General features: G+C 56.0%; 28 protein-coding genes. 9 read left to right on the top strand and 19 right to left on the bottom strand.

Features of this window, described 5'->3' with window-relative positions; translation table 11 throughout:
- Window positions 1-113 precede the first annotated feature (113 nt).
- Together ychF and RBB44_RS16900 are read left to right on the top strand one after the other, a co-directional pair.
- Window positions 114-1,214 carry a redox-regulated ATPase YchF gene (ychF, locus tag RBB44_RS16905; RefSeq protein ID WP_209174387.1) on the top strand — a complete coding sequence of 367 codons (1,101 nt, stop codon included), beginning with the start codon at window positions 114-116 and terminating at the stop codon, window positions 1,212-1,214.
- A 106-nt stretch (window positions 1,215-1,320) separates the two neighbouring features.
- A complete protein-coding gene (locus tag RBB44_RS16900; protein WP_306148819.1) occupies window positions 1,321-2,007 on the top strand; it encodes a fumarylacetoacetate hydrolase family protein in 687 nt (228 codons plus the stop codon).
- Between the two features lie 67 nt (window positions 2,008-2,074).
- Here RBB44_RS16900 and RBB44_RS16895 read toward each other — a convergent pair whose 3' ends face one another.
- A complete protein-coding gene (locus tag RBB44_RS16895; protein WP_166672590.1) occupies window positions 2,075-2,236 on the bottom strand; it encodes a hypothetical protein in 162 nt (53 codons plus the stop codon).
- Between the two features lie 223 nt (window positions 2,237-2,459).
- Here RBB44_RS16895 and RBB44_RS16890 point away from each other — a divergent pair, with 223 nt between their 5' ends.
- The gene (locus RBB44_RS16890; protein ID WP_306148818.1) at window positions 2,460-4,235 is read left to right on the top strand and encodes an SLC13 family permease; all 1,776 of its coding nucleotides are present in this window, start codon (window positions 2,460-2,462) and stop codon (window positions 4,233-4,235) included.
- Window positions 4,236-4,247: 12 nt separating this feature from the next.
- Here the strand turns inward: RBB44_RS16890 and RBB44_RS16885 are convergent, their stop codons facing one another.
- A complete protein-coding gene (locus RBB44_RS16885; protein ID WP_306148817.1) occupies window positions 4,248-5,531 on the bottom strand; it encodes an MFS transporter in 1,284 nt (427 codons plus the stop codon).
- Window positions 5,532-5,787: 256 nt separating this feature from the next.
- Here RBB44_RS16885 and RBB44_RS16880 point away from each other — a divergent pair, with 256 nt between their 5' ends.
- The 3 genes from RBB44_RS16880 to RBB44_RS16870 all read left to right on the top strand — a co-directional run bounded on the left by RBB44_RS16880 (window position 5,788) and on the right by RBB44_RS16870 (window position 7,156).
- Window positions 5,788-6,150 carry a hypothetical protein gene (locus tag RBB44_RS16880; RefSeq protein WP_133945974.1) on the top strand — a complete coding sequence of 121 codons (363 nt, stop codon included), beginning with the start codon at window positions 5,788-5,790 and terminating at the stop codon, window positions 6,148-6,150.
- A gap of 71 nt (window positions 6,151-6,221) precedes the next feature.
- Window positions 6,222-6,680, top strand: a complete 459-nt coding sequence (locus RBB44_RS16875) for a MaoC family dehydratase (protein ID WP_306148816.1) — start codon at window positions 6,222-6,224, stop codon at window positions 6,678-6,680.
- A complete protein-coding gene (locus RBB44_RS16870) occupies window positions 6,677-7,156 on the top strand; it encodes a MaoC family dehydratase (protein WP_306148815.1) in 480 nt (159 codons plus the stop codon). Before RBB44_RS16875 ends, RBB44_RS16870 begins: the two co-directional genes overlap by 4 nt.
- Window positions 7,157-7,190: 34 nt before the next feature.
- Here the strand turns inward: RBB44_RS16870 and RBB44_RS16865 are convergent, their stop codons facing one another.
- The 12 genes from RBB44_RS16865 to RBB44_RS16810 form a co-directional block, all read right to left on the bottom strand.
- Entirely contained in the window at window positions 7,191-7,670 is a 480-nt protein-coding gene (locus RBB44_RS16865; RefSeq protein ID WP_306148814.1) for a GNAT family N-acetyltransferase, read from the bottom strand.
- 60 nt (window positions 7,671-7,730) lie between these two features.
- Entirely contained in the window at window positions 7,731-8,393 is a 663-nt protein-coding gene (bluB, locus tag RBB44_RS16860; RefSeq protein WP_306148813.1) for a 5,6-dimethylbenzimidazole synthase, read from the bottom strand.
- Between the two features lie 6 nt (window positions 8,394-8,399).
- Complete coding sequence (locus RBB44_RS16855) at window positions 8,400-8,948, bottom strand: adenine phosphoribosyltransferase (RefSeq protein WP_133945963.1); 549 nt, start codon at window positions 8,946-8,948, stop codon at window positions 8,400-8,402.
- 122 nt (window positions 8,949-9,070) lie between these two features.
- The gene (locus tag RBB44_RS16850) at window positions 9,071-9,949 is read right to left on the bottom strand and encodes an S-methyl-5'-thioadenosine phosphorylase (protein WP_306148812.1); all 879 of its coding nucleotides are present in this window, start codon (window positions 9,947-9,949) and stop codon (window positions 9,071-9,073) included.
- 131 nt (window positions 9,950-10,080) lie between these two features.
- Window positions 10,081-10,920 (bottom strand): cytochrome c1, encoded by an 840-nt coding sequence (locus RBB44_RS16845; protein ID WP_306148811.1) that lies wholly within the window; start codon window positions 10,918-10,920, stop codon window positions 10,081-10,083.
- 30 nt (window positions 10,921-10,950) lie between these two features.
- Window positions 10,951-12,216 (bottom strand): cytochrome b/b6, encoded by a 1,266-nt coding sequence (locus tag RBB44_RS16840; RefSeq protein WP_133945957.1) that lies wholly within the window; start codon window positions 12,214-12,216, stop codon window positions 10,951-10,953.
- A gap of 26 nt (window positions 12,217-12,242) precedes the next feature.
- Window positions 12,243-12,803, bottom strand: a complete 561-nt coding sequence (gene petA, locus RBB44_RS16835; protein ID WP_133945955.1) for a ubiquinol-cytochrome c reductase iron-sulfur subunit — start codon at window positions 12,801-12,803, stop codon at window positions 12,243-12,245.
- 305 nt (window positions 12,804-13,108) lie between these two features.
- Window positions 13,109-14,947, bottom strand: a complete 1,839-nt coding sequence (locus RBB44_RS16830; protein ID WP_306148810.1) for an ABC transporter ATP-binding protein — start codon at window positions 14,945-14,947, stop codon at window positions 13,109-13,111.
- Window positions 14,940-15,410: a hypothetical protein gene (locus tag RBB44_RS16825; RefSeq protein WP_306148809.1), complete on the bottom strand. Its 471-nt coding sequence runs from the start codon at window positions 15,408-15,410 to the stop codon at window positions 14,940-14,942. The genes RBB44_RS16830 and RBB44_RS16825 overlap by 8 nt, the downstream gene beginning before the upstream one ends.
- 453 nt (window positions 15,411-15,863) lie before the next feature.
- Window positions 15,864-17,183, bottom strand: coding sequence for a methyl-accepting chemotaxis protein (locus RBB44_RS16820; RefSeq protein ID WP_306148808.1), 1,320 nt, complete (start codon window positions 17,181-17,183; stop codon window positions 15,864-15,866).
- A gap of 180 nt (window positions 17,184-17,363) precedes the next feature.
- Entirely contained in the window at window positions 17,364-17,768 is a 405-nt protein-coding gene (locus RBB44_RS16815; protein ID WP_306148807.1) for a DUF2177 family protein, read from the bottom strand.
- A 51-nt stretch (window positions 17,769-17,819) separates the two neighbouring features.
- Entirely contained in the window at window positions 17,820-19,697 is a 1,878-nt protein-coding gene (locus RBB44_RS16810; protein ID WP_306148806.1) for an ABC transporter ATP-binding protein, read from the bottom strand.
- A 132-nt stretch (window positions 19,698-19,829) separates the two neighbouring features.
- On the opposite strand from RBB44_RS16810, the gene RBB44_RS16805 reads away from it, so the two are divergent.
- On the top strand, window positions 19,830-20,300 hold the full coding sequence (locus RBB44_RS16805) for a tRNA (cytidine(34)-2'-O)-methyltransferase (protein WP_209180926.1): 471 nt from the start codon (window positions 19,830-19,832) through the stop codon (window positions 20,298-20,300).
- Between the two features lie 51 nt (window positions 20,301-20,351).
- Entirely contained in the window at window positions 20,352-21,278 is a 927-nt protein-coding gene (hemF, locus tag RBB44_RS16800) for an oxygen-dependent coproporphyrinogen oxidase (RefSeq protein WP_306148805.1), read from the top strand.
- 35 nt (window positions 21,279-21,313) lie between these two features.
- Here hemF and RBB44_RS16795 read toward each other — a convergent pair whose 3' ends face one another.
- The 5 genes from RBB44_RS16795 to RBB44_RS16775 form a co-directional block, all read right to left on the bottom strand.
- Window positions 21,314-22,435 (bottom strand): HD-GYP domain-containing protein, encoded by a 1,122-nt coding sequence (locus tag RBB44_RS16795; protein WP_306148804.1) that lies wholly within the window; start codon window positions 22,433-22,435, stop codon window positions 21,314-21,316.
- Window positions 22,436-22,522: 87 nt separating this feature from the next.
- Window positions 22,523-23,770 carry a CCA tRNA nucleotidyltransferase gene (locus RBB44_RS16790; protein ID WP_306148803.1) on the bottom strand — a complete coding sequence of 416 codons (1,248 nt, stop codon included), beginning with the start codon at window positions 23,768-23,770 and terminating at the stop codon, window positions 22,523-22,525.
- A gap of 4 nt (window positions 23,771-23,774) precedes the next feature.
- Window positions 23,775-24,035: a DUF6111 family protein gene (locus tag RBB44_RS16785; RefSeq protein WP_306148802.1), complete on the bottom strand. Its 261-nt coding sequence runs from the start codon at window positions 24,033-24,035 to the stop codon at window positions 23,775-23,777.
- Window positions 24,035-24,685, bottom strand: a complete 651-nt coding sequence (locus RBB44_RS16780) for a CoA pyrophosphatase (RefSeq protein WP_306148801.1) — start codon at window positions 24,683-24,685, stop codon at window positions 24,035-24,037. The genes RBB44_RS16785 and RBB44_RS16780 overlap by 1 nt, the downstream gene beginning before the upstream one ends.
- 53 nt (window positions 24,686-24,738) lie before the next feature.
- Window positions 24,739-25,356, bottom strand: coding sequence for a DUF1285 domain-containing protein (locus RBB44_RS16775; protein ID WP_371932274.1), 618 nt, complete (start codon window positions 25,354-25,356; stop codon window positions 24,739-24,741).
- Window positions 25,357-25,607: 251 nt separating this feature from the next.
- Here RBB44_RS16775 and RBB44_RS16770 point away from each other — a divergent pair, with 251 nt between their 5' ends.
- On the top strand, window positions 25,608-26,627 hold the full coding sequence (locus RBB44_RS16770; RefSeq protein ID WP_133945928.1) for a MoxR family ATPase: 1,020 nt from the start codon (window positions 25,608-25,610) through the stop codon (window positions 26,625-26,627).
- Window positions 26,628-26,653: the final 26 nt, after the last annotated feature.

Below are 26,653 nucleotides of genomic sequence, written 5' to 3'. Positions count from 1 at the left end.
GCACTTCCACGATGTTCGTAACCAGCTTGGAACCGCCAAACCCTTGACCTTGCCGGTCCCCTCGGGCATGAAGCGCGGCAACAGTTTCAGACACAAACCGAAAGCGAACTCCTATGGGTTTCCAGTGCGGCATTGTCGGACTGCCGAATGTCGGCAAGTCCACGCTTTTTAATGCGCTGACCAAGACAGCTGCGGCCCAGGCCGCAAACTATCCGTTCTGCACCATCGAGCCGAACACCGGCGAAGTTGCGGTGCCGGATCCGCGCCTTTATGCAATTCGTGATATTGCGCAATCGAAGGAAGTGATCCCGACGCGGATCACCTTCGTGGACATTGCAGGCCTTGTGCGTGGTGCCTCCAAAGGTGAGGGTCTCGGCAACCAGTTCCTTGCGAACATCCGCGAAGTCGATGCCATCGCGCACGTTTTGCGGTGTTTTGAAGACGATGACATCACCCACGTAGATGGTGCCATCGATCCGATCGCCGATGCCGATACAGTGGAGACCGAGCTCATGGTCTCCGACATGGAAAGCCTGGAGAAACGCATCGCGCCGCTGAAGAAAAAAGCGACCGGTGGCGACAAGGAAGCCAAGGCAGTTCTTCCGATCATGGAAGGCGCACTGGCACTCCTTCAGGACGGTAAACCTGCCCGTATGCTGGAAACAGCGGACGCGGAAGAAGCCAAGATCCTTAAGGGCCTCAACCTTCTGACATCCAAACCTGTTCTTTATGTCTGCAACGTTGATGAGGCGTCCGCAGGAGAAGGCAACGAGCTGTCCCGGAAAGTCGCAGAGAAGGCGGCTGCGGAAGGTGCCGTTGCCGTTGTGATTTCCGCTGCGATCGAAGCTGAGATTTCTCAGCTCGACAAGGAAGAACAGGAAGAATTCCTGGAGACCATCGGACTGGAAGAACCAGGTCTCGACCGGATGATCCGGGCCGGATACGAACTCCTCGGCCTGATCACGTATTTCACCGCTGGACCAAAAGAAACCCGCGCCTGGACCATCACAAACGGCACCAAGGCACCAGGTGCTGCCGGCGTCATTCACACGGACTTTGAACGGGGTTTCATTCGCGCACAGACCATTGCCTACGACGATTACACATCGCTCGGCGGCGAGAGCGCAGCCAAGGAAGCCGGCAAGGCCCGCGATGAAGGCAAGGAGTACATCGTCAAGGACGGGGACGTTCTGCTCTTCAAGTTTAACACTTGATATGAAATCAGAGCCCGGGTCCCTGCCCGGGCTTTTTTCTGGGCGCAAGGGATACTGTCCTTTGCGCAATTCTCCGAACTCGACACTCTAGGCAGAGCTTTTCACCATGCCGACTTTTGTTTTTGCTCCTCCTGCCGTGACCGCAGTGCCCGTTGACGGCATCGGAGACCTGTTCCCGGTCCGCCGTGTCTATTGCATAGGCCGGAACTACGCCGCCCACGCCGTGGAGATGGGCCACGACCCGGACAAGGAGCCGCCCTTCTTTTTTCAGAAGAACCCGGACAATCTCAACACTTCCGGTTCGTTTCCTTACCCGCCGAAGTCCGACGACGTACATCATGAGATCGAACTGGCCGTCGCACTGAAATCAGGCGGGCGCAACATTCCGGTGGGCGAAGCCCTGGATCATGTGTTCGGGTATGCCGTTTCGCTCGACATGACACGGCGCGATCTTCAAGGAAACGCAAAGAAGATGGGCCGTCCCTGGGAGATCGGAAAGGCGTTTGAGCAGTCCGCCCCCATCACGCCCATTGTCCCGGCGGCCGACTGCGGCGATCTCTCCGAAGGCAGGATCCAGCTCACGGTAAACGGTGATCTGCGCCAAGAGGGCGACCTCAATCAAATGATCTGGAAGGTGCCGGAAATGATTTCCTATCTTTCTGAGTATTTTGAACTGGCGCCGGGAGATGTCATCCAAACCGGCACGCCTGCAGGCGTTGGGCCTGTTGTGCGCGGCGACAAGCTGGTTGGTTCAGTGACGGGATTGCCTCCCCTGGAAGTCACTGTGATTTAAAGCAGATAGCGCCTGCTTCAGTCCCGACAAAAAGATCCCCCGGAACATCCTGAGCCCGGGGGATCTCTCAACTTACATTCAAGCCCTGCATTACCAAGGGGTTCGGACCGGCTTCATCGCGCCACTTCCGGGGCACCAAGCGATAGTGCCGGGACTTTGCGTAATATTCAACGCGGTCGTAGTGGTCGTTGGCTTCGCAGCGGATGGTTGTTTTTGACACTTTGCTCATTTCTGTTTTCCTTTCCAGTTGGTCTGTTCCTGTCTGGAAAAGCATGTGGTGTTTGAATGTGTCCTGTGGATGTTCAGAACATTACAGGTTCCTAAATTCCGCACCCAGCATATGGCTTTGCGTACCACACGGAGCTTTCGGAGAAATCGCTCGACGCTGAACGCCAATCCGGCCTAAGTTCCAGCACTTTCCAGGCGACGCGAACGGATCGGAGAATTCCAAGGTGACGCTGGATCAGATACTGCTGTTTTCACTCTTTGCAGTCGTCTTCGCCCTGTTGATTTGGGGCAAAATCCGCTTCGACCTGGTCGCCTTTGCCGCGCTAATCCTTGCTGCCTTCCTGGACCTTGTCCCCTCGGATCAGATCTTTTCCGGGTTCGGCCACCCGGCAGTCATCATCATCGCCCTTGTGCTGATCGTATCCCGCGGACTGATGAATTCCGGTGCCGTCGAACTGGTTGCCAAGTACCTGTTCTCAGCATCCCGTAGCTTGTCGGGTCATATCGGCATCATGGCAATCGTCGGCGCCGGACTATCCGGCATCATCAACAATGTGGCAGCTCTCGCGCTTCTGATGCCGCTGGATCTGGAAGCCGCCAAGAAGGCAGCCCGGTCTCCCGGTCTGTCGTTGATGCCGCTTTCCTTCGCAACGATCCTCGGCGGTATGATCACATTGATCGGAACACCGCCCAACATCGTGATTGCCGAGTACCGGTCAGACGCGCTCGGTTCGCCGTTTTCCATGTTCGATTTCGCCCCGGTCGGCCTTGTTGTCGCGATCAGCGGCATTGCCTTTGTTACATTGATCGGCTGGCGGCTGTTGCCGGCACGGTTCCGGCAGGCACCCGAAACCGACAGCATGGCCGAGGGGCTCTACAGCGCGGAATTGAAAGTCGGCAAACTTCCCGAAGACAAAGACCTCACGCTTGGCGATCTTTATCCCGTCGCGGACGAAAAAGATGTCGCGATCATCGGACTGGTGCGCCATGGCAGCCGCATCAGAGGGTTTGCCCGCCGGGAATTGATCAAGGAGAACGACTTCATTCTGGTGGAAGGCGATCCGAAGGCTATCGAAGCCTTTATGGGAGCGGCAAAACTGGAGTTCGCCGGCTCCGAACGCCACAAAGGCGGGTTGACTGGCGGAGCCTTGAGCCTCACCGAGGCCATTGTTCCAGACACAGCGCGCATCAATGGCACGTCCGCCTTTCAGCTCAGGCTTCTTTACGGTCACGGCGTGACGCTGCTGGGCATTTCCCGTGCCGGGCGCAGGATCCAGAACCGCGTCCGGCATGAAACCATCCGGCCGGGTGATGTCCTCCTCCTGCTTGGTTCATCCGATCGTTTGGAGATGGCAGTTCAATGGCTTGGCGTGTTTCCGCTGGAAGGCAGAACCACGGGGATGATCCAGCGCAACAAGGCCCGTCTGGCTATTTTGGGCTTCGTTCTTGCCATCGCAGCAGCTGTCGCAGGGTTCGCATACCTTCCGGTCGCTCTTGCTGCCTGCGTCGTCCTTTATGCGGCGACTGGCCTCGTCAGCGGATCTGATGTCTACACAGCCGTCGAATGGAAAGTGATCGTTCTTCTCGGTTCGCTGATCCCTCTCGGACAAGCCTTTGAAGCAGCGGGGAATGCCCAGATCATTGCCGATGGCATTCTGGCTCTGACGGCCGGAGCGCCAGCCTGGGTCACCTTGGCGGTTTTGATGGCCGTCACAATGACCTTGTCGGATTTCCTGAACAACGTCGCGACGTGCCTGATCGCAGCCCCTATCTCGGTTCAGATCGCAAACAGTCTCGGTGTTAATCCCGACCCGTTCCTGATGGCGGTCGCGGTGGCCGGTTCCTGTGCCTTTCTGACCCCTATCGGACACAAGAACAACACGATCATCATGGGCCCCGGCGGATACCGCTTCGGCGATTACTGGCGCATCGGCCTTCCACTGGAAGTGCTGGTTTTGGCTGTCGGCATTCCGGCGATCCTGGTGTTCTGGCCGCTCTAGAGCAGGCAGCCCTTAATCGGGCTCAACAGACATGGGCCCTGCCCGCGCAATATGTTTCGGGATCCGCCAGATGACGATTGCAGACAGGATCGAAACGAGCACGATGTAATAGGCGGGTGCGAACGTGTCGCCGGTTTCCTGCACAAGGTAGGTTGCCACAAAAGGCGTTGTGCCCCCGAAAACCGCCAGGCAGATATTGTAGCCGATGGCGACTGTACTGCATCGAAGGTGCTGCGGCGCCATTTGCGTCAGAGCAGTAATCGACAGGGCCCACCCAGCGGTGCTGGCGAGCGTCAATCCCAGCTGACCGACAAAGACCAGTTCCAGCTTGTTTGAAAGCATTAGCCACCAGCAAGGCAATGCCAGCACGATCGCACTGATAGCTGCGGCCATCAAAGCGGCTCTCAGGCCAACTTTGTCAGCGATGTACCCGCAGACCGGCACAAACAAGGCCATGATGACGAGGTTTGCAGTTGTGATGTCCAGCGCCTCGGCGGATGTGAAGTCAGATTCATTGCCGATGTAGGTCACGGCATACACGAAGATCACAAAATAGATCACGGACACCGGGATCACGAGCACCATCATCTCGAAAATGAGACCAGGAAACCGCTTCAAGGTGTGCAGCACCGGTGAGCCCAATTCCCACTCTTGGACTTTGGGAGCGGCCTCGGTCAGATGCCGCCGGAGGACGGTGCTTAAGAAAGCAATCAACCCACCAATGACGAACGGGATCCGCCAGCCCCAGCTGTGCATCTGTTCATCGGTCAAAAGGTTGCTGATCAGCGTTGGCACTGCAGATCCCAGAACACAGCCCCACATCATCGCAAACGCAATCCAGGAGCCGGTCAAAGCCCGTTTGTTTGCAGGGGCTTGTTCAACGATGAGCACGCCAGATGTTGTGTATTCACCCGCAACTGATATTCCCTGGGCGATCCGTATCAGGACGAGGAGAACAGCAGCTGTAATGCCAATCTGGTCATAAGTCGGCAGGGCCGCAATGGCGACTGATCCCAAACCCATCGTCATCACCGAGGCAATCAGCACTGGTTTGCGGCCGAAGCGGTCACCAATATGCCCAAACAGCAAACTGCCTACCAGCCTCGCTGCATATCCGACTGCCAACACCGCAAATGCTGACAAGAGCGAAGCGACTTTGTCCTCGGAAGGAAAGAAGAGAACAGCGATTGTGGAGGCCATGAAGCCGTAAACCGTGAAGTCGTACCACTCCAGAACATTTCCGCTGGCCGCGGCCAATATGGACCCGCCACGGCTTTGCTTTGTCTGTGTGGTCATATCCGTCTGAATAAACCTCTTGGCATGGGGACATGGGCCTGTGATCAGAATAGGGAAGCCCGATTTACTCCCACAGTGTGCGGGGAGATTCTTTTCGTCAAGCTGATGACTGCAGACCAACAACAGCTCGGTCATGGACGGCTCAGTGAGACGTCCTGTCTGTCAGCAAAAATCCCATTTTCTCTTGAGCCCCCGCCGAAAGTAACGTGTTATGCATGCGTCAGGCTAAAAAAGCCCGGCATATCAGGGGGACACCATGAAATACTTTTTATCTGCTGCGGCAGGCGTAGGCTTTGCATTGACCGCGAGTTTTGCCGGTGCGCAAGGCACTGGTTCGGAAGGCTACTTCCAAGTCTACAACAACACAGAAGGCAACATTGCCGTCGGTTTTTACACAAATGGGGGTGATGGCTGGAGCGACAACTGGCTGGGCGATGCCTTGATGCCCGGTCAAAACGCCCAAGCAGCGTTCAATGCAGATACCGGCAATTGCGATCAGGTCTTCCAGATCGGCTGGCTTGGCGCTGATGACAGCGAAGTGCTCGACGAGCCGATCGCCATCGACATTTGTGCAGCCAGCAATGTCTATCTCGACGACAATGAGATTTACTACGACTGAACAATCGGTAAGATTGCGCATCCTCATAGCGCGGCCTGCCGCGCTATGCCTCTCTAATTACACAGCTATTGATGCCAGACATATATCATTTTGAAGACTTCGAGCCCGGACAGGTTTTTGAACTGGGCAGCGTTACCGCAAGCAAAGACGATATTATCGAGTTCGCCGAAGAGTTCGACCCGCAACCGTTTCATCTCGATGAAGAGGCCGGGAAAGCCTCCATGCTTGGCGGGCTGGCAGCTTCCGGCTGGCACACCGGTTCCATGGTGATGCGTTTGCTCGCCACCAACCTCTTAAACAACTCCACCGGGCAAGGCTCGCCCGGTATAGATGAACTGAAGTGGCAAAGCCCGGTCTATCCAGGAGACACACTCACGGCAAAAGCTGAGGTTCTGGCGAGCAAGGAACTACGATCCAAGCCCGACTTGGGGATCGTGACATTTCGCATCACGGCGACCAATCAAGATCAGAAGCAGGTGATGTTTTGGGAAAATCCCATTCTGTTCCTGAAGCGGGAGGCCGCCCCATGACGAAATATTTCGAGGAGATTGAAGTCGGCGAAACGATCGAATTGGGCACGCACACCTTTGAAGCCGAAGACATCATCCGCTTCGCTGAAAAATATGACCCTCAACCCTTTCACCTCAGCGAAGAAGGGGCGGCCAAAACCCATTTCGGCCGATTGTGCGCCTCCGGCTGGCATACGGCGTCCGTCTTCATGAAGCTGCTGGTGGCAACCAACAAACGATTGATCGAAGCGGCTCAAAGTGAAGGGCGTGTGTCTGCCCGTGTGGGTCCGTCTCCGGGTTTTGAAAAACTGAAGTGGCTCAAACCGGTATTTGCCGGTGATACACTGACCTATCAACGCGTCGTCACGGGCAAGACTGAAAGCCGCAGCCGGCCGGAGTGGGGCATTGTCCATTCCAACATAATCGCACGCAATCAGAATGACGAACCGGTGTTTTCCTTCAAGGCGAACGTCTTCGTGGAGCGGCGCAAGGACTGATCCCAAGGCCCTCACAGTTGCTTTGCTCCGTATGTTACAGGCTTCGGGAAAAAAAGACTTCGTCGTGGATTTCGATGCCGTAGTCGCCGGTCAACGGGATTCCAGGATTTTTCTCACGCTCGGCATCAATCACCCCGAACCCGATGCGCTCCAAACGGAACCCGCGCCGCTGGTAGAACCGAAACGCATCCAGATTGTCGTTGGAGGTCCGAACCGTCAAACGGTGGATGTGGCTGGCTTTCGCCTCTTCCACCACGGCCTGAAGCAAACGGCTACCAACACCGTCCCAACGATTCAAAGAGTCGAGCGTCAGAATTTCCCACTCCTCCGGCCGCTTGATCAAGGTCACCAGGCCGACAAGCTCGCCATCGGCGCGGGCTGTGTAGCCGGGTAGCCGGGACGCATCGATGGTTTCATTTTCGATGATCATATCCGGTGATGTCCAACGGTCGTTCAACAGCTGCAGGACATCTGCATGATCTTCGGCTGTCGTTGCATGAATGGTCACAGACATGATGGTTCCTAACTACAAACAACACGCGTTCAGCGGCAGTCCCTCAAAGCGGCAGGTATGCTAACGGCGAAACAAGCGCTCGTCCAATGGGCTTCGCGATTGCCAACGTGCCCGCTCAAGTTCTGGGTCGATATGTTCTTCTTCCGGGTGTCCGACACAAAGATACGCAACAAATTGCCAATTCGGGTCAACGTCGAGGATTTCGCCGATCTTCATCGGATCCAGAATTGACACCCAACCAACCCCGATACCCTCGGTACGAGCTGCAAGCCAGAAGGTGTGGATCATGCTAACGGTGGAATAGGCCAGTGTTTCGGGCATCGTCGCCCGCCCAAGCCCATGTCCCTGGTTAGGATTGGACGCGCTGAAGACCGCCAGATGGACGGGCGCTTCTTTCAATCCAGCCAATTTAAGCCGGCGGTAAAGAGCAGCTTTCTCATCCTGATAGGCCTCGGCGGCCACAGCATTTTCCGCCTCGAAACTCGAAACGACGCGCGCCCGCTTCGCCGCACTCTCCACAGTCACGATACGCCAAGGTTGGCTGTTCCCAACTGAGGGTGCCAGATCCGCCAGCTCAAGAAGATGTTCCAGCGTTTTCGGATTGACCGGGTCCCTCCGGAATCGGCGCACATCCCTCCGCCATCTGAGAAGGCTCTCGAACTCCGTTCGAAACTCGTCGGAAAATGCCGGTTTTTCTGCCTCTCCAGATCCGCGCGCCGCCATTCGCGATCAGTGCCCTGGGAACTCAACCAGTGTCCGGACGGGAACACTCAAATCTTCCAACTTTTTCCGGCCGCCAAGATCGGGAAGATCAACAATGAAACACGCAGCTTCGATGTTTGCCCCCATGGATCTCAAGAGTTTGCAGGCAGCTTCCGCAGTGCCACCGGTCGCAATCAGATCGTCGACCAGGATCACCCGGTCGCCTGGCTGGATCGCATCCTTGTGCATTTCCATTTCGTCCAGGCCGTATTCCAGGGAATAGGCAATGCGCACGGTTTCGTGCGGCAGCTTTCCTTTCTTGCGGATCGGAACAAAGCCTGCAGACAGCTGGTGGGCAACCGCGCCACCCAGGATGAAACCCCGGGCTTCTATCCCGGCAATCTGATCGACCTTGGACCCGGCCCAAGGCTGGACCAGCGCGTCGACCGCACGCCGGAACGCCCGGGCGTTGCCGAGCAGAGTGGTTATGTCGCGAAAAAGGATGCCCTCTTTAGGATAATCCTTGATTGTTCTAATGGCACTGATCAGTTCGTCACGAATTGTCTGATCGGTCATTTTGCTCTCTTTCCTGCAAAAACAATGTCGCGCAACACAAGCCGCTGCACAGCCCCGGCCGACGCTTATATCAAGATTACCGTGCCGGTCGAAGTCTTTTGATGGTAATGAAGTTGTTGGTATCAGCTGCGGTTCAAGACACGCCCTGCAACAGCATCAAGTTTGGCAACCAATTCCGGATCGCGTTTCTCCGGCGCTGTCATCAGAGCAAATTCCAGAGCAGTGTCTGTACCGGCGGGACAGGATTGATGTTCCCTGGGAAGGTCCTTCGCGACACGCGCGACAAGTCTTTGAGCATTTTCCGCATTCTCATGCAGGACTTTCAATATCGCTTGAATGTCCACTTCACCATGGTCCGGATGCCAGCTGTCATAGTCGGTCACCATCGCAACCGTCGCATAGGAGATTTCAGCTTCCCGCGCGAGCTTGGCCTCCGGCATGTTCGTCATGCCAATAACATCGCAATTCCAGGTCCGGTAAAGTTCACTTTCCGCAAGCGACGAAAACTGCGGACCTTCCATGGCGAGATACGTCCCGCCTTTGCTGTATTTCAGGCCTTCCGCTTCCGCGGCCGCTGCAACGGCGTCGACCAGTTTTGGGCTGACTGGGGTTGCCATGGAGACATGGGCAACACAGCCGGTCCCGAAGAAGCTCTTTTCCCGTGCAATCGTACGATCAATGAACTGATCCACAAGCACAAACATCCCTGGCTCATGTTCTTCCTTCAATGAGCCGCACGCAGAAACGGACAAGAGGTCCGTCACACCGCACCGCTTCACGACGTCGATATTGGCGCGATAGTTGATCGTCGTCGGCGAATAAACATGCCCCCGGCCATGGCGCGGCAAGAAGACGATCTTAAGCCCGTCAATCGTGCCGATCCGCACCTGATCCGACGGCGTGCCCCATGGGCTTTCGACGCTTATCCATTGCGCATCCTCAAGACCAGGAAGGTCATAGATCCCGGATCCGCCAATGATCCCCAGAACTGCGTCGCTCATTTTGCCCTCGTTGGATGAGTTCCTGAATTACCGGTTTGCTTAACAAGCCAAGCCAGCAATGAACAGCGGGCAAATGAAAAAAGGCGGGCTCGATGCCCGCCTTTTTCCGAGTGCTTCTTAGCGCTTAGAGCTTAGTGCTCGACATCGCGCCAGATTTTCTTCTTGGTGAAGTAGAGCATGCCAGCGAAGACGATGAGGAAGATCATCACACGGAAACCTATCTTCTTGCGCTCTTCCAGGTGAGGCTCGGCGGCCCACATCATGAACGCTGCGACATCGCGTGCGTAATTCTCAACCGTCATCGGTGTGCCGTCGGTGTACTCGACCGCTTCCTCGAAAAGAGGCGGCGCCATCGAGATGAACTGACCAGCCATGAAGGAGTGGTTGTAGTATTGACCAACCGGCACTTCCACACCCTCTGGCGGATCTACGTAACCGGTCAGCAGCGAGTAGATGTAGTCAGGGCCGTTTTCCTGGTACTGGGTGAAGATGTCGAAAACGAACCCAGGGAAACCACGCTGCGGCGCACGGGCTTTCGCGAGAAGCGAAAAGTCCGGCGGATACGCACCGTTATTGGCTGCACGTGCCGCATTCTCGTTCGGGAACGGCGACGGGAAGCGGTCAGCTAGGATTGCCGGACGGTCGTACATGTCGCCGAAATCATCCGGGCCGTCTACAACAGTGTAGTCGGCAGCAATTGCTTTGGCCTGGTCTTCGGTGAAGCTCGGACCACCATCCTCAGCCAGGTTGCGGAATGCAACGCGGCTCAAAGCGTGACAGGCTGCACAGTTTTCAACGTAGACCTTGAAGCCACGTTGCAACTGCGCACGGTCGTAGTAACCGAACGGTCCGGCAAAGGACCAATCCTGATAATCGATTTCAACCTTCGCTCCGGCCGCAAAAGCCGGGGATGCGATGGCGAGAGCCGCCACCGCTGCGAGGGAACGAACCATTGTGATCATGGTTTTCATTGTCTCAAATAACTCCCGATCCGGTTCGCGTTATTTCGTTTCCGGTGCGGCCGCAGCGCCGACCGGTGTGCCGGATCCGCCCTTGAGCACCGACTCGGAGATTGATGCCGGAAGTGGCTTCGGTTTCTCCAGGAAGCCCAACAGCGGCAGGGCGATAAGGAAGTAGGCAAAGTAGATGGTGGTGCAGATCTGGGACATGATCACGTAGATCCCTTCCGCCGGCATGGCGCCGAGGTAGCCCAGAACCACTGCGTTGGCTGCGAAGATCCAGAAGAACTGCTTGAACAGCGGACGGTAAGCACCGGAGCGGACCTTGGAAGTGTCCAGCCACGGCAGGATGAACAGCACCGCAATCGCACCAAACATCAGAACAACACCGCCGAGCTTGTCCGGAACAGCGCGCAGGATCGCGTAGAACGGCAGGAAGTACCATTCAGGAACGATGTGCGCCGGCGTGACGAGCGGGTTAGCTTCGATGTAGTTGTCGGCGTGACCCAGGTAATTCGGCAGATAGAAGACGAAGTACGCGAAGAAGATCATGAACACGACAATCGCGAACAGGTCCTTGATCGTGTAGTACGGGTGGAACGGGATCGTGTCCTGTTTGGTCTTCGGCTGGACGCCTGTCGGGTTGTTGTTGCCGGTGGTGTGGAATGCCCACACGTGCAGCAGAACGACGCCGAAGATCATGAACGGCAGCAGGTAGTGCAGCGAGAAGAAGCGTGTCAGCGTCGGGTTGTCGACCGCAAAGCCGCCCCACAGCCAGATCACAACACTCTCACCGACAACCGGAATTGCCGAGAACAAGTTGGTGATAACCGTCGCGCCCCAGAAGGACATCTGACCCCATGGCAGAACGTAACCCATGAACGCTGTTGCCATCATCAGAAGGAAGATGATCACACCCAGTATCCAGGAGATCTCGCGGGGAGCCTTGTACGACCCGTAGTAGAGACCACGGAAAATGTGGATGTAGACGGCGATGAAGAACATCGACGCGCCGTTGGCGTGCAGGTAGCGCAGCATCCAGCCGAAGTTCACATCGCGCATGATGTGCTCAACGCTGTCGAATGCAGCAGTTGTGCTTGCCGTGTAGTGCATCACGAGCACGATCCCTGTCAGGATCTGCGCGATGAGCACGAAGAAAAGGATCCCGCCGAAGGTCCAGAAATAGTTCAGGTTCTTCGGTGTCGGAAAGTCGACGAAAGATCCGCGTACGAGCGAAATGACCGGCAAACGGCTCTCAAGCCACTTTGCCGCAGCGCTCTGCGGTACATATTCAGAATGTCCAGCCATGGCTGCCTCCAGATTAACTCGTGCCGTTAGCCGATTTTGATGGTGGTCTCGCTGACCATCTCAAGCGGCGGAATGAGCAGGTTCTCAGGCGCCGGGCCCTTGCGGATCCGGCCGGCGGTGTCGTAGTGCGAGCCGTGGCACGGGCAGAACCAGCCGCCGTACTCACCGGCATCACCCACAGGGACGCAGCCAAGGTGTGTGCAGATACCAACCTGGACCAGCAGCTTCTCATTGCCTTCGATGCCGCGGTTCACGTCCGTCGCTTCAGCGTCGGCAGGCAGGTTGGCGTTGCGTGCAAGCGGGTCCGGCAGATCCGATACTGCGACAGCGTTCGCCTCTTCCACTTCCGCATCCGTACGGTTGCGGATGAAGACCGGCTTACCACGCCATTTCACGCTGATAGACTGCCCCTCTTCCACGGCAGAGACGTCGACTTCAATAGAAGCCAGAGCCAAAGCGGAGGCATCCGGGTTCATCTGATCGATGAATGGCCATGCCAGCGCGCCAGCGCCGACGACACCCATGGCGCCGGTCGCAATGTAGAGGAAATCTCGGCGGGTCGGTTCCGCCTGATCCGTATTTGCCAAGGTCGCGTCCTCTCGAAACCAGTTTATTCTGTACCGAAAGCCCGTCGCACGTCCGGGCCCGTCCCTGAGAGCAAGGATAGGCGGACTCGTGCCGGGCTCAACGGTTGCCGGGTGCGGCAGATTTCCGCACCGGGCAAGGCGTGTGTCTTTTTGCACCGTTCAAAGCGCTTGTCCAGTTCAACAAACGCCTTAGAACGCATATGTCGCAGCCGAAACTGCGCTCGCGCCGTTTTTCTGCCGTTTTTCGGAAAATCGCAAGACCGGAAAATCCATTTCCCCGGCCTTGCGTGACGATGTAGTTGGAATCAAGCCGCCTGAACTGGCGCCAGGAACCCGCCAGACTGGTGCTGCCAGAGCTGAGCGTAAAGACCGTTCAAGTCCAAAAGCTCCTGATGCGTTCCTTCTTCGATGATTCGACCATGATCCATGACAATGAGCCGGTCCATCGCCGCAATCGTGGACAGCCTGTGAGCAATCGCGATAACGGTTTTGCCTTCCATCAGATCGAACAGGCTTTCCTGGATGGCGATTTCGACTTCTGAATCCAGCGCCGATGTCGCCTCATCCAGGGCAAGGATCGGGGCATCTTTCAGAAGCACCCGCGCAATCGCAATCCTCTGACGCTGACCACCGGAGAGTTTCACACCGCGCTCGCCGACATGCGCATCTAAGCCGACACGCCCGTTTTGATCTTCAAGAGTGCGGACGAACTCGATTGCATGCGCCTTTTCCAGAGCTGCCTCGACTTCCTCGCGGCTGACGTCCGGCTTGCCATAAGCAACGTTCTCGAAGATCGACCGGTGCAACAAGGACGTATCCTGCGTAACAACACCCACGTTGGCCCGGATGTCGTCCTGCAGGACCTTGGCAACGTCCTGACCATCGATCAGCACCCTGCCGCCTTCCAGATCATAGAAGCGCAGAAGCAGGTTGACCAAGGTAGACTTGCCTGCCCCGGACCTGCCGATCAGGCCAATTTTTTCGCCAGCCTTGATCTTCAAGGACAGATCCTCGATGACGCCGGTTTCCTTGCCATAGTGGAATCGGATCCGCTCGAACTCGATCTCACCTTTGTCGACGATCAGCTGCTTGGCGTTTGGAACATCCACCACATCCCGCTCCCGGGAGATTGTGTTGATGCCGTCCTGAACCGTCCCGATATTTTCAAACAGGCCGGACACTTCCCAAAGGATCCACTGCGACATGCCCTGAAACCGCAGAACAAGGGCGACCGCAACGGCAATCTCGCCAGTGCTCACCAACCCTTGTTGCCAAAGCGTGATGGACATCGCCGAGACCGCAAAGAGCAACGCCATGTTCAGCGTTGTCAGGGTGATGTTCATACCCGTGACGAGCCGCATCTGAAGAAAGACCGTCTTCAGGAAGTCAAGCATCGACCTCTTTGCATAGTCTTCTTCGCGCGCTGCGTGGGAGAAGAGTTTTACGGTCGAGATGTTCGTGTATGCATCGACGACGTGTCCCGTCATCACGGATCGCGCATCGGCTTGATCCCGGGACACGTTCTTCAAACGCGGGATGAATATGCGCATCGTCAGCAGATATCCGCCAAGCCAGGCCAGGAACGGAATGGCGAAATAGATGCTTGCCTCCGCGACGATGAACAGAGCAGCGACAAAATAGACGATCACATAGACCAGAATGTCTGCGATCCGGGTCACCACTTCGCGAACCGCGAGCGCTGTTTGCATCAGCTTGTTCGCAATCCGCCCTGCAAAGTCGTTTTGATAAAACGCCACGCTCTGCCGGAGAAGATACCGGTGAACCCGCCACCGCACAGACATCGGATAGGTGCCCATCAAGCCCTGATGGAACACCATCTCCCAAATGCCTGACACGACCGGCAGAAGGATCATTATGACAAAACCCATCCACAGAAGCTGGGGCCAGTTGTCTGCAAAGAAGGTCTGCGCGTTCTCTGTTCCGAGCCAGTTCACCAGATCGCCGAGGAAGGTAAAAATGAACACTTCAAGAATGGCGATGGCGGCACCCAGGACCGATGCGACCGCAAGGATCGGCCACACCGGTTTCGTGTAGTACCAACAGAACGCCCAGAAGCCTTTCGGCGGGACGTCGAGATCCGTGTTCTCGAACGGATCAATCAGGTTTTCAAACCACTTAAACATGACGAACCTTTGCATGAGTGGGCTGGACAGACGTATGACCATCCCCGCACTCGAATTTGTAGGGTTCCCTTTCATGATCACGCACGCCGAGGCGCGGAGACGCAATCGCGGCCGAAGCAAAGAAACTTACCAGCGATAGAGCTACGATAAAGGAACCAATTAGAAGATTTTCAAGCCGGTCAGCGAATTGCGGCGCGGTCAGGATCTTTCCATGGACGCCAACAGTTTCGATCGCTGTAAATTCGGAAATGAAGACCGGCACCGCGAACAGCACTGTCAGAACGCCAGTCGCCCCACCGAATACACCGAGAATTTTCAACAAGTTGCGCAGACGCAATAAAACTGGCGGACGCGGACGCAAGTGCGGGTCAATGAAAACGTCCGGCCGCCGGACAGGCGGCTCCTGGACGATATCTGGACCTATGCCGGGTCGGAATGGCCCAAAGGGATCACCGAAAGACATGATGTGTCTCCGAAACGAAAGAAATTGAGAGTAACGCCCGCAGACATGCGCAAGGACGCACATGCAGCCAAAACTGATGGACGGCTTATGCCGGACGTCGGAAAAGTGTTAGGAACTCAGGCGCGTTTCTTTATCCGAAACGTGCAGATGATCCCGTGCGAACCAAATGGACGGCTGTCGCTGGATGCGTCGAACAATTTAGCATGTAAGCCCTCCTGGTTGCTTGGCCTGGCGGCCAAAGGGATGGAAACTTCAACCCGTCAAAGTTGAGGACTTTTTGGTACTCTGGAATCGCGGATAAGGGAAGACCGATTTCGGCCTAAAGCAGCCTAAACCCAGAGCTGTGACAAATCAGCCACATGTGTGACATGTGAGTGAGCGGTCGCAATGATTCACTCAGCCCGGGATCAGTACGGCAGTGGAGCTTAGCCACCACAGACCAGCGACAAAGACTTAAGCTGCGCGGACGCTCTGTAGGAACTGCGAAACCTGCGCCTGAAGTGTGTTTGACAACGTTCCAAGTTCTGCAGAGGCTTGATGCATGCCATCTGTCGCGGTCCGGCTGGCTTCCATCGCATCGTTCAAAGTCCCGACGTTGCCGGTTACCCGCTCAGAGCTTTGCAGCGCAGTCTGCGCACTGCCGTTGATCTCGCCAGTTGCAGAAGTCTGGTCTTCCACAGCATCCCGGATCTTGGATGAAATCGCACTCACGCGTTCAATCGTATCGGCAATCGAAGCGATGGCGACACCGGATTGCTGCGCGACGTCCTGCACTGCCGAAACCTGCGCAGAAATATCCTCGGTTGCCTTAGTGGTCTGCTCGGCCAGCGCCTTTACCTCGCTTGCAACAACGGCAAACCCGCGCCCGGCTTCTCCAGCCCTTGCTGCCTCGATCGTTGCGTTCAAAGCAAGGAGATTGGTCTGGCTGGCAATCTGACTGATCAGCTCAACAATTTCGCCGATTGCGCGGCCTGTCTCAGAAAGCCGCCCGACGATTTCATCGGTTTTGCGCGCTTCAGTGACCGCAGCATCCGCAATGTCAGTTGCCTGATCCACATCCTCACGGACACGGGACAGAGACTCTGACAAGCGATGGGAAGCCCCGGTCACCGTCTCAACAGACTGATTTGCATCCGCAGACGCAGTGCTGACTTCAGACACGGCGTGGAGCGAGGATTCCACAGCACGCGTCAAATCATTGGAGTTGCTCTCTACGCTGTCAGACTTTTCGAGCAATGAAGAAACAACACCGAGCACAGATTTCTCAAAATCGTCTGCAACATCCTGCATCAGCGCGACGCGTTCTGCGTTCAACGCATCCTGGTGGGCTTGTTCTTGCCGTGCCTGCTCGGCAGCTTTTTCGGCAAGGTTCACGCGAAAGTCTGTCACAGACCGCGCTATGGCGCCGATTTCATCGGATCGCTCGACACCGTCGATTTCGACCTCGAGATCACCGGCAGACAACTTGCCAAGCGCTCCCTGCAAGCGGGCAAGCGGACGGGCAATGCCCAAGGCCAAAACAACTGCCAGACCGAGAAACGCGAGGCCAACCGGCGACACAATCAGACCAATGGTGATCATCTGATCCAAAATCAGGCCATCGAGTTTCTCCGCCACATTGCCCTGAAGGAACTGCTGAGCACTGTCTGCAGTTCCCAACTGAGCGATCATTGCTTGGCGGAACGTATAGAACGCGAACGCTGTTCCACCCATCATGATAATGGCGGCGGTGACCACCATTGAAATAAATCGGCCGTTTATCGAAAGCGTCACGAATATCCGGGCTCCAACCCCAATCCTGCGGGTACACTCGGGAAGCCCGCGCAGTGATCTGTGTTGGACCTTGATATCTCAAGGCTGTAAAAAATCAGTAACTACAACAATTAAGAGTAGGCCTGCACTAACCTGCGTCACGTTCACGGGGTTCAGGTTTTTCGCAGACTTGCCGAGTTGTCAGCCGAGGATCTGACGGCTAATCAGATAGCCCGCGCCAGCGGAAACCGCACCAAGCACCGTGCCCCAGGCGATATCCACGACGGCAACGATAACCGGCCAGTCCTTCAAGGTTGCATAGTTGGTGACGTCGTAGGTCGCGTAGGTGAAGAAGCCGAACATGGCGCCGTACATCACGGCGTATGCAAAGCTTTCATTTTTAAGCGCAGGACCAACGGCAAACAGAACGATGCCGACAACGTAGATCAGATAAAAGGCTGCCGCAGCGCCCATATTTGGGCGTTCCATCAGCAGATGACCAATGCGATCAAAATAGAAACGCGTGGCGACTTGGGTCAGCCAAACATAGTCAATTGCGAGAAACACAATCGCGGTGGTGATATACGCTGTGATGAAATGAACCATAAGATCCTCAGGCGGTTGGCGAGCTTTCTACGCCACCCGCATTCATACAGATCAAGACGGGCTCGAATTAACCCGTTCATCGGCCGACAATCCTGCCTGAAGGAAGCCGCCTGATTGCCGCCGCCAGAGCTGCGCATACAATCCATCTTCGTTCTTCAACAGACTGTCATGAGTCCCCTCTTGAACAATCTGTCCGCCGTCCATCACGATAAGACGGTCCAGCGCAGCGATTGTTGACAGGCGGTGCGCAATTGCAATCACGGTCTTGCCTGCCATCAATTGCTGTAGATTTTCCTGGATCGCAGCCTCCACCTCGGAGTCGAGCGCAGATGTAGCTTCATCCAGCACCAGAATTGGGGCGTTTTTTAAAAGAACCCGGGCGATTGCAATTCTTTGGCGTTGACCACCCGACAGTTTGACGCCGCGCTCTCCGGCATAAGCGTCAAAACCTTTTCGTCCGGATTTGTCTTCGAGGTTTTCAATGAACTCAAGTGCGTGTGCGCGCTCCGCTGCATCGCGCAGCTCATCTTCACTCGCCTCAGGCCGCCCATAAAGAATGTTCTCCCGGATGGACCGGTGTAGGAGGGACGGATCCTGTGTCACCATCCCGATAGCCCGCCGGAGCGTCTCCTGTTTCACCGAGCGTATATTCTGACCATCAATCAGGATCTGGCCTGCCTCCACATCATAGAAGCGCAGAAGCAAACTGGTCAGCGTTGTCTTTCCCGCACCCGATGGTCCGACCACACCGACACGCTCTCCGGGCGCAATCTTTAGGCTTAGATCCTCGATGACACCGCCTGCTTTGCCGTAATGGAATGTGATGTTTTTGAATTCGACCGCGCCCTTGTCCACAGTCAGCGCTGGCGCATTGTCCTCATCCTGAACGGCCACGGGTTTGACGATGGCCTCCATACTGTCCAGGACGGTTCCGAAATTCCGGAACAGACCATTCAGCTGATTGAACAACCGATTCAGCAAAATATTCAGGCGCAGGATCAGGCTGAGCGTAAAAGCCACATGCCCCGTGCTGATGCCGCCATCGCGCCAGATCACAAGCGCCATCCCGGCAATTGCGACGATCATCGCGCCATTGACAAGGCTCATCACGACGCGGATTGAGGTGAGCAGGCGGGTGAAGGTCTTGAGCTGACCGATAAATCGGATAAAGGCGGATCTGGAGCCCCGGTTTTCTTCTTTCAGAGAACCGAACAATTTGACAGACTGAATGTTGCTGTAGGTGTCGACCAGGCGTCCGGAGACGCCGGAATAAGCATTGGCTGTATCCTTTGCCGCCTTGCGCACGCGCGGAACGAAAACGCGTGCAGTGATGGCAAACAAGACAAGCCAAACCGCGACAATAGCCCCAAGCCGCCAGTCAAGATCTGCGACAAGCACCAATGTTGTCAGGGCGTAGACCACGATAAACCAGGCGACTTGAAGGAGGTTCACCATGAAGTCGCCGGCGGACATCCCGGATTGGAGCACCTTCTGCGACAGGCGGCCTGCAAGATCATCTTGAAAGAACGCAATGCTTTGGCGCATCACCTGCTGGTGCGCCTGCCAACGAACCAGATTAAAAAACCCCGGAACAATGGTCTGCTCTTCCAGAAGCGCCATGAGCGTATTGGTGGCGGCCCGTACCACCAAGACAAAGAACGCCATGCCGAACAGGGTCCAGCCGTGTTCGGCAAAAAACGTTTCCCGGTCGCTGCTGTCGAGCAAATCAACAATATGGCCCAGGAAATTGAACAGCGTCACTTCGACAAAGGCTGTCAGGCTGCCGACAATCAGCATTAGGAAGAATGGCCAACGCGCCTGCTTCAGAAAGAACAAAAGAAACGCAACACCGCCTTTGGGCATGGCTTCAGACGGCAAAGGCCGGAAAGGATCAATCCAGGATTCAAAAAGCCGGAACAAAGCAATCATTGAAATGTCCAAATGGGTGGCGGGCGATTCTTGCGTTCATACTACGCTTGGAACTGCTCAATGGGCCACGGCCCATGACAGGACGGCCTTCTCCTGTTAGGAGGCAATGAACCTTCAAGACAAGAAGCAGACATGCCCGACATTGCCCTTTACCAGCCAGACATCCCGCAGAACACCGGAACCATGCTTAGGCTCGCGGCCTGCATGAGTGTGACGGTGCACTTGATCGAACCTGCGGGATTTCCGCTGTCCGACAGCGCTTTGAAACGCGCTGGGATGGACTATCTGGAACGGGCTGCCCTGAAGCGCCATCTCAATTTCGAGGCGTTCGACGACTGGCGCCAAACACATAAACGGCGCCTCGTGCTGCTGACGACCAAAACAGACCTCGCTTACACGGATTTCGAATTTGAAGCAGATGATATCCTGCTTCTGGGCCGCGAAAGCACCGGGGCACCGGATGCAATCCATCAGCTGGCAGATGCGCGGCTGACCATCCCGATGGCCGAGGGCATGCGATCCCTCAACGTAGCTGTGTCCTGCGGCATGGTTTTGGGAGAGGCCTTGCGGCAAACCCGGGCATTTCCTAAAACATCAAGCTAATCCAACGCTTGTGCATTTCCAGCGCGGGCTCTTCATGTCGAGGCAAATCAGATGACAGCACCCTCTCCAGAATCACGCGGCGGTCCGATTCCTGAGGGAATTGAAGACAAGAAGCTGACAGCATCCGCGTGGTTCAAGGATCTTAGGGATCAGATTTGTGCGGCGTTTGAAAAACTGGAAGACGACATTGGCGAACTCAATGGACCGCTGAGTGACTTGCCTGCGGGCCGGTTCGAGCGCACCCCTTGGGAACGGACCGACAGTTCAGGCGCAAAGGGCGGCGGCGGCGTCATGTCGATGATGCATGGCCGTGTCTTTGAAAAAGTCGGCGTCCATATTTCCACCGTCCACGGCGAGTTCTCTCCAGAGTTCCGCGGTCAAATTCCAGGTGCCAGCGAAGATCCCAGGTTCTGGGCGTCCGGCATCAGCCTGATTGCGCACCCTCAGAACCCAAACGTTCCGGCAGTTCACATGAACACGCGGATGGTGGTTACAACCCGCCAGTGGTTCGGGGGCGGCGCTGATCTCACACCCGTGTTGGACGACCGGCGGACCCAGGACGATCCTGACACGGTTGCCTTCCATGAGGCCATGAAAGCAGCATGCGAGCCCCATGCCGTTGCTGACTATCCGGCTTACAAGGATTGGTGTGATGAGTATTTCTTCCTGAAACACCGGAACGAACCCCGCGGCATTGGCGGGATTTTCTACGACTATCTGCACAGTGGCGATTGGAACGCGGATCTCGCGTTCACCAAGGATGTCGGCCGGTCTTTTTTGGAGGTCTACCCTGAGCTCGTTCGCAAAAACTATGAAAACTCCTGGACAGATGCCCAGCGCGAAGAGCAGCTGATCCGCAGGGGCCGGTATGTGGAGTACAATCTTCTCTATGACCGCGGCACAATCTTCGGCTTGAAGACCGGCGGAAATGTCGCCTCGATCCTGTCTTCCATGCCACCGGTTGTGAAATGGCCCTAAGGAAAGCTAGTTCGAGAAAATGGTGCTTGCGCTGCTTAAGCAGCAGCGTCCCCACCTGCGGCAGAGACGGGTTTCGACAGTTCTGCAAAAACGCGATCCAGGATCATGTCTGAAAACTGACGCAGCAGGTCCTGATCGAGCTTCGGCCCCATGTTTTTCATCATGGCGATCGCCTGCCGCGGAGGGATTGGCTCCTTATAGGCGCGCTCTTCTGTCAGGGCGGTGAAGATGTCACAAATCGTCATGACGCGGACTTTTTGAGACAAGCGGTCCGCTTTGAGGTGATTGGGATACCCGCTCCCGTCCAGGTACTCATGATGCTGAATAGCCATGCGCTTGATTTCGTAAGGCACCTCAAGACGCGGCTTCAGTATTTCCTGGCCAAACACCGGATGCTTGGCGATCAGAGAACGCTCCTCATCGGTCAGGCGTCCAGGCTTGTCCAGAATGGTCAAGGGGATGCGCATCTTGCCGATGTCATGCACGAGCCCGCCCGCCACCATCTCCCGGCAATCAGCTTCTGACCATTTCAGGTACCGCGCAAATGCGCCCGCCAAACCCGCAACTTTCAAAGAATGGCTGTACGTCGGGCTGTGATGGCTTTCGACCGCCTGCATCCACGCCAGCAAACCTTCAAGGTCAATCGCCGAAAGCGCATCCTTGGCGCTGTCTTCCATCGCCCGGATCTGTATCGACGCATCACTGACTGCAGACATGCAAAGCGTTTCCAGAAATGCGTTGGCTTTGGAGAAAGCTTCTGCTGTCCGTTCTGGAGTGTCCTTTGGCAGGTCCTGTAAAATATCGGTTTTCAGATATTTTTTAACCTGATGGAGGAGCAACGCCAGCGGCGCCTCTCGATCTACAAGGTCCATTTCACCAAGCGCCGCCGCCTGGGTTACTTCTCGCCGGTCTGACTTGTCGATGATGCCAATTACCGGGATCTCCGCAATGCTGCCCCAGGATGACTTCAGAGCCGACATGCCCGGCTTGCTGGAACCGAGAAGTTCGATAATCGCAACAGAGGCTTCACCCGCAGTCTTGGGAGAGACTTTTGCCATATCGATCAGGCGCGCCCGGAAGAAGAACGGAATTTTCCGAACCGGAGAATCCAGAGGCAGCGGCCCATCAGAGATCAAGATGACTTCGCTATGCGGCATTTCTACTTTCCCAACAGAACCCACGGCAGGGGTGATAACCCCAAGGAACTCATCGGGAAAAGGTATCCAAGGACTCTTATCAATTCGCTAAGCGCGGTTCTCCAAACGCGCAAGAAGATCCTGTTTGCTTAGGGCGAAACCGTTTTCGCACCAGATCTTCTCCAGAGTTTTGAGAACCTTGCCAACTTGCGGGCCCGGACGATGTCCGAGCGCAATCATGTCCGCGCCTTTTAGAGGAAACACCGGCACCTCAAGGGATTTAAGCTTTAAAAGCGCATCTTCAAAAGCTGGCCGATCTCCCGACCGTTTTTGCGCCTCATAGGCTGCCCAGTGAGCCAGCAGCCCATCAATAGCTCCTTGGCGGCCATGGGTGTAGAGCAACATTTTGAAATCCGGCATCTGGTCCGACTGCCGGAACGTTTTGTAAGCCTCCCAACAGATTTGCATTCTTTTACGCTCTGAATTGGACAGCCGCAGCCGATCAGCAACGCGATCGACATCTTCGCGGACAAAACCTGACAGCACGGTCAGGCCAACCTCCGGGTCCTGTGTTTCAGGCGCGAGCGCATCCAGTTGGCGAAACGCTTCAAAATCCTCGATCTTTGCAAGGCCTCCCGTTGCGATTTCCCAAAGGCCGCAATCATTCATCATCCGCACCGCAATCGCTGCCTTCGGAGCAGAGACGAGACGGCGCATTTCGTGGCCAATGCGTTCAGCGGAAAGGTGGCGCAAACCGTCGCGCTGGCGCAGGCAGGCACCGAGGCCTTCGGCATCCATTTCCCCATCGCCATAGGCCGCGTAGATCCTGAAGAAGCGGAGAATGCGAAGATAGTCCTCGCGCAGCCGCATGTCGGGATCACCGATAAACCTGACACGCCTGGCAAGACAGTCTTCAAGACCACCCAGTGGGTCGTGCAACTTCCCGACACTGTCCACATAAAGCGCGTTCATTGTGAAGTCGCGCCGCAGGGCATCCTTTTTCCAGTCACGTCCAAACACCACTTTCGCCTGGCGGCCATAGGTTTCGACATCTTCGCGCAGCGTGGTGACTTCGTAAGGAAATCCGTCGCTGATCACGGTTATGGTGCCGTGATCAATCCCCGTGCCGATGGGTTTCAAGCCTGCATCAGCTGCCCGCTGCGTGACGTCCTGCGGCGTGGCAGTCGTGGCGATATCGATGTCGGGGACTGGATGTCCCAACAACGTGTTGCGAATAGCGCCGCCCACGACACGCGCGCTGTCATTGTCGCGATTGAGAGCCGAAAACACAGCCTGAATGCCTGGCGACCGCAGCCAATTGGCCGCAGCGAGAATGTCTTCAGCTCTGTCTTTCATGAACTTATTCGAACCGTCCGGGAATGAGTACGCCGTCGCGGAATTCTGCCGGCCTGTACTCCGTGCCTTCTGGAGCCCTGTTGAATTGCGCTACGGCAACAAATCCGGAGATCGTCAAAAAGAGGCCTGCGACGGTCAACCAGGCGACCGGCCCGCGTGACCAGCTCTCCGGATTGTCACCCTTTTTAGACAGCCAGAGATAGCACGCATAACAAGCAAACGGCAGTAAAAACAGGAAGAGTTGTGTCAGGATAATGCGAAGCATCAGCGGTACACCGTGTCATATAATGAGCGGATAATGCCTGCTGTAACGCCCCAGATGTGACGTCCGGCAAAAGGCATTGCATAGAAGTAGCGTCGTTTCCCCTGCCACTCGCGGCTCAGCTTTTGATGGTTGGCAGGGTTCATAAGAAACTCGAAGGGAACTTCGAAAACATCTTCAACTTCGTTCGGGTTCGGAATGAACTGAACGGGATCCCTCACCTCTGCAACGATTGGTGTGACCCGATATCCCGACCCGGTTAGATAAGGCGCCAAATGTCCAAGTGGCTGTGCCTGGGCGGGATCCAGACCGATCTCTTCTTGCGCTTCTCTCAAAGCTGCCTCGACCGGTCCGTCGTCGTCCGGATCAATTTTGCCACCTGGAAACGCCACCTGCCCAGCATGGGATTTGAGATGCGGTGTGCGCTGGGTCAAAACAACGCTCGGGCCGGCTGCCGTGTTGCGGATACCGATCAAGACGGCAGCGTCCCTCGGTGGTCCCTTCCAAAAGGCGTAAGGCCCGACATCCGGGTTCAATATGTGGTCGCCTGTTTCCCGTTCTGTGGACACGCTCGCTGCCAATGCAAGCCGTTCTTCCAGATGCTGGGACCAATCGGCCAATATGGTTGCGGATGTATCAGTTGAAGCGGTCATTGCGCTTGATATGGGGTGCTTTCGTCAAATCGACAATTGGATAAAAAGGGCGATTACAGAAGCTCAGGGTCAACGGCAAAAAACTGACCACCGCTCCAAATTCCTGTTTCCAAACCGGCCTCTCCTTGACGTTCGACCATGTGGTCAACCAGCTGATACATAAGTGCGCGGGTAAACAGCGCTTCAATGCGTCCGCGGACAACAACATAGGGCTTTATTCCGCCGCTGTCCGGCTCCTTCTCAAAACGCAGTGGCCGATCCGGTCCTATGCGGACCAGATCACCGAGATTTGTGCGCACGGTGAGTTGCTGGTCCATGCCTTCATTTTCCACAACCATTTCCACAGCCAGCAGCGGAGCATCGTCGACCGTGATACCGATTTTTTCGACCGGGGTTACAAGGTAGTGCTTGCCATCTTCATCCTTGCGCAGGACAGACGCAAACAGCTCGACCAATGGCTTCCGGCCAATTGGCGAGCCGAGATAGAACCAGGTTCCGTCACGTGCAATCCGGATATCCAAATCGCCGCAAAAAGGCGGGTTCCACTTGTCCACCGGCGGCGGCGCCTTGTCTTTCGAACCAGCTCGGCTCATCAGGGCTTTTAGGCCATCCGGTAAAGCAGCCTCTGGTTTGGCTTGCGATGTCATTTCACTCCCCGTCCCATCAGACATCCGAATCTATGATCCGGAATCCTACCTAGTCCGCGTCTAATCCAACGCCAATCCCCACTGGAACAACAATCGCAATTTTTGCGTTTATGCCGCAGGGAAGAAAAGAATCTTGGACCTATCCACTGTATGGCGCACAATTGTGCCTTATCTACTGAATTATATGGTGTCAGACTGGGTTAACGGAAAAAATTTGGCCGCCCACCGAGCTACCCGGCAGGCATCAGCAAGATAAGCAACAGGACAGGTGATCAATGAGCGTCGTTTCTCCCGCAAATCCTTCTGAAGAAGATCTCGCTGCTGTTGCTGAAAGCGCCGAACGGGCCGTTGAACGCATTTCAGAAGTCAAGGCCGATATCGCAAAGATAATCTTCGGCCAGGAGAACGTTGTTGAACAAACACTTGTGACGATCCTCGCCGGCGGACATGGGCTGCTTGTCGGTGTGCCGGGTCTTGCGAAAACCAAACTGGTCGAAACGCTCGGAACAGTTCTGGGACTGGATGCACGGCGGATCCAATTCACGCCAGACCTGATGCCTTCAGATATCCTTGGCGCAGAAGTCATGGAACAAGATACCAGCGGCGGACGATCTTTCAGATTTATTCCTGGCCCGGTCTTCTCACAGTTGCTGATGGCCGACGAAATCAACCGCGCCAGCCCGAGAACCCAATCTGCCCTCCTTCAGGCGATGCAGGAGTATCACGTCACGGTTGCGGGTCATCCGCATGATCTCCCGCGCCCGTTCCATGTTCTTGCGACCCAAAACCCCTTGGAACAGGAAGGCACATACCCTTTGCCGGAGGCCCAGCTCGACCGGTTCTTGATGCAGATTGATGTGCATTACCCGGATCTTGAAGCCGAGCGCCGCATTCTCCTAGAAACCACCGGAGCAGAGCAGACCACGGCACATAGCGCGATCACCGCCCAGGAGCTCATGGAATTCCAGCAACTCGTCCGCCGCATGCCGGTGGGTGAATCAGTAGTTGAAAGCATCTTGAAGCTTGTCCGCTCGGCCCGACCGGGCGGCTCGGACGAAAATTCCGATCTCACAAAGCTGATTGCTTGGGGACCGGGTCCCCGCGCCAGCCAGGCCCTGATGTTGACCGTCCGGGCCCGCGCGCTCGTTGATGGCCGGCTGGCACCGTCAGTTGATGATGTTCTGGCTCTGGCAGAGCCGATCCTGCAGCATCGGATGGCCCTCACCTTCGCAGCCCGGGCAGATGGACATACCGTGAGGGATGTCATTCAGAGGGTGAAAGAAACAATCGCATAACGCAAATTTCGAATCCGAGGGAGCCT

This window comes from Roseibium sp. MMSF_3247 (assembly GCF_030733765.1).
In the GTDB taxonomy this organism is placed as follows: Bacteria; Pseudomonadota; Alphaproteobacteria; order Rhizobiales; family Stappiaceae; genus Roseibium.
The sequence above is the reverse complement of the archived record's forward strand: the minus strand, read 5'-3'. Positions and strand labels throughout refer to the sequence as shown.

What these genes read in the sequence shown, in the direction of transcription:
- ychF (WP_209174387.1), top strand. Translation starts at nt 114, where the DNA reads ATGGGTTTCCAGTGCGGCATTGTCGGACTGCCGAATGTCGGCAAGTCC.
- RBB44_RS16900 (WP_306148819.1), top strand. Translation starts at nt 1,321, where the DNA reads ATGCCGACTTTTGTTTTTGCTCCTCCTGCCGTGACCGCAGTGCCCGTT.
- RBB44_RS16895 (WP_166672590.1), bottom strand. Translation starts at nt 2,236, where the DNA reads ATGAGCAAAGTGTCAAAAACAACCATCCGCTGCGAAGCCAACGACCAC.
- RBB44_RS16885 (WP_306148817.1), bottom strand. Translation starts at nt 5,531, where the DNA reads ATGACCACACAGACAAAGCAAAGCCGTGGCGGGTCCATATTGGCCGCG.
- RBB44_RS16880 (WP_133945974.1), top strand. Translation starts at nt 5,788, where the DNA reads ATGAAATACTTTTTATCTGCTGCGGCAGGCGTAGGCTTTGCATTGACC.
- RBB44_RS16875 (WP_306148816.1), top strand. Translation starts at nt 6,222, where the DNA reads ATGCCAGACATATATCATTTTGAAGACTTCGAGCCCGGACAGGTTTTT.
- RBB44_RS16870 (WP_306148815.1), top strand. Translation starts at nt 6,677, where the DNA reads ATGACGAAATATTTCGAGGAGATTGAAGTCGGCGAAACGATCGAATTG.
- RBB44_RS16865 (WP_306148814.1), bottom strand. Translation starts at nt 7,670, where the DNA reads ATGTCTGTGACCATTCATGCAACGACAGCCGAAGATCATGCAGATGTC.
- bluB (WP_306148813.1), bottom strand. Translation starts at nt 8,393, where the DNA reads ATGGCGGCGCGCGGATCTGGAGAGGCAGAAAAACCGGCATTTTCCGAC.
- RBB44_RS16855 (WP_133945963.1), bottom strand. Translation starts at nt 8,948, where the DNA reads ATGACCGATCAGACAATTCGTGACGAACTGATCAGTGCCATTAGAACA.
- RBB44_RS16850 (WP_306148812.1), bottom strand. Translation starts at nt 9,949, where the DNA reads ATGAGCGACGCAGTTCTGGGGATCATTGGCGGATCCGGGATCTATGAC.
- RBB44_RS16845 (WP_306148811.1), bottom strand. Translation starts at nt 10,920, where the DNA reads ATGAAAACCATGATCACAATGGTTCGTTCCCTCGCAGCGGTGGCGGCT.
- RBB44_RS16840 (WP_133945957.1), bottom strand. Translation starts at nt 12,216, where the DNA reads ATGGCTGGACATTCTGAATATGTACCGCAGAGCGCTGCGGCAAAGTGG.
- RBB44_RS16830 (WP_306148810.1), bottom strand. Translation starts at nt 14,947, where the DNA reads ATGTTTAAGTGGTTTGAAAACCTGATTGATCCGTTCGAGAACACGGAT.
- RBB44_RS16825 (WP_306148809.1), bottom strand. Translation starts at nt 15,410, where the DNA reads ATGTCTTTCGGTGATCCCTTTGGGCCATTCCGACCCGGCATAGGTCCA.
- RBB44_RS16815 (WP_306148807.1), bottom strand. Translation starts at nt 17,768, where the DNA reads ATGGTTCATTTCATCACAGCGTATATCACCACCGCGATTGTGTTTCTC.
- RBB44_RS16810 (WP_306148806.1), bottom strand. Translation starts at nt 19,697, where the DNA reads ATGATTGCTTTGTTCCGGCTTTTTGAATCCTGGATTGATCCTTTCCGG.
- RBB44_RS16805 (WP_209180926.1), top strand. Translation starts at nt 19,830, where the DNA reads ATGCCCGACATTGCCCTTTACCAGCCAGACATCCCGCAGAACACCGGA.
- hemF (WP_306148805.1), top strand. Translation starts at nt 20,352, where the DNA reads ATGACAGCACCCTCTCCAGAATCACGCGGCGGTCCGATTCCTGAGGGA.
- RBB44_RS16795 (WP_306148804.1), bottom strand. Translation starts at nt 22,435, where the DNA reads ATGCCGCATAGCGAAGTCATCTTGATCTCTGATGGGCCGCTGCCTCTG.
- RBB44_RS16790 (WP_306148803.1), bottom strand. Translation starts at nt 23,770, where the DNA reads ATGAAAGACAGAGCTGAAGACATTCTCGCTGCGGCCAATTGGCTGCGG.
- RBB44_RS16785 (WP_306148802.1), bottom strand. Translation starts at nt 24,035, where the DNA reads ATGCTTCGCATTATCCTGACACAACTCTTCCTGTTTTTACTGCCGTTT.
- RBB44_RS16780 (WP_306148801.1), bottom strand. Translation starts at nt 24,685, where the DNA reads ATGACCGCTTCAACTGATACATCCGCAACCATATTGGCCGATTGGTCC.
- RBB44_RS16775 (WP_371932274.1), bottom strand. Translation starts at nt 25,356, where the DNA reads ATGTCTGATGGGACGGGGAGTGAAATGACATCGCAAGCCAAACCAGAG.
- RBB44_RS16770 (WP_133945928.1), top strand. Translation starts at nt 25,608, where the DNA reads ATGAGCGTCGTTTCTCCCGCAAATCCTTCTGAAGAAGATCTCGCTGCT.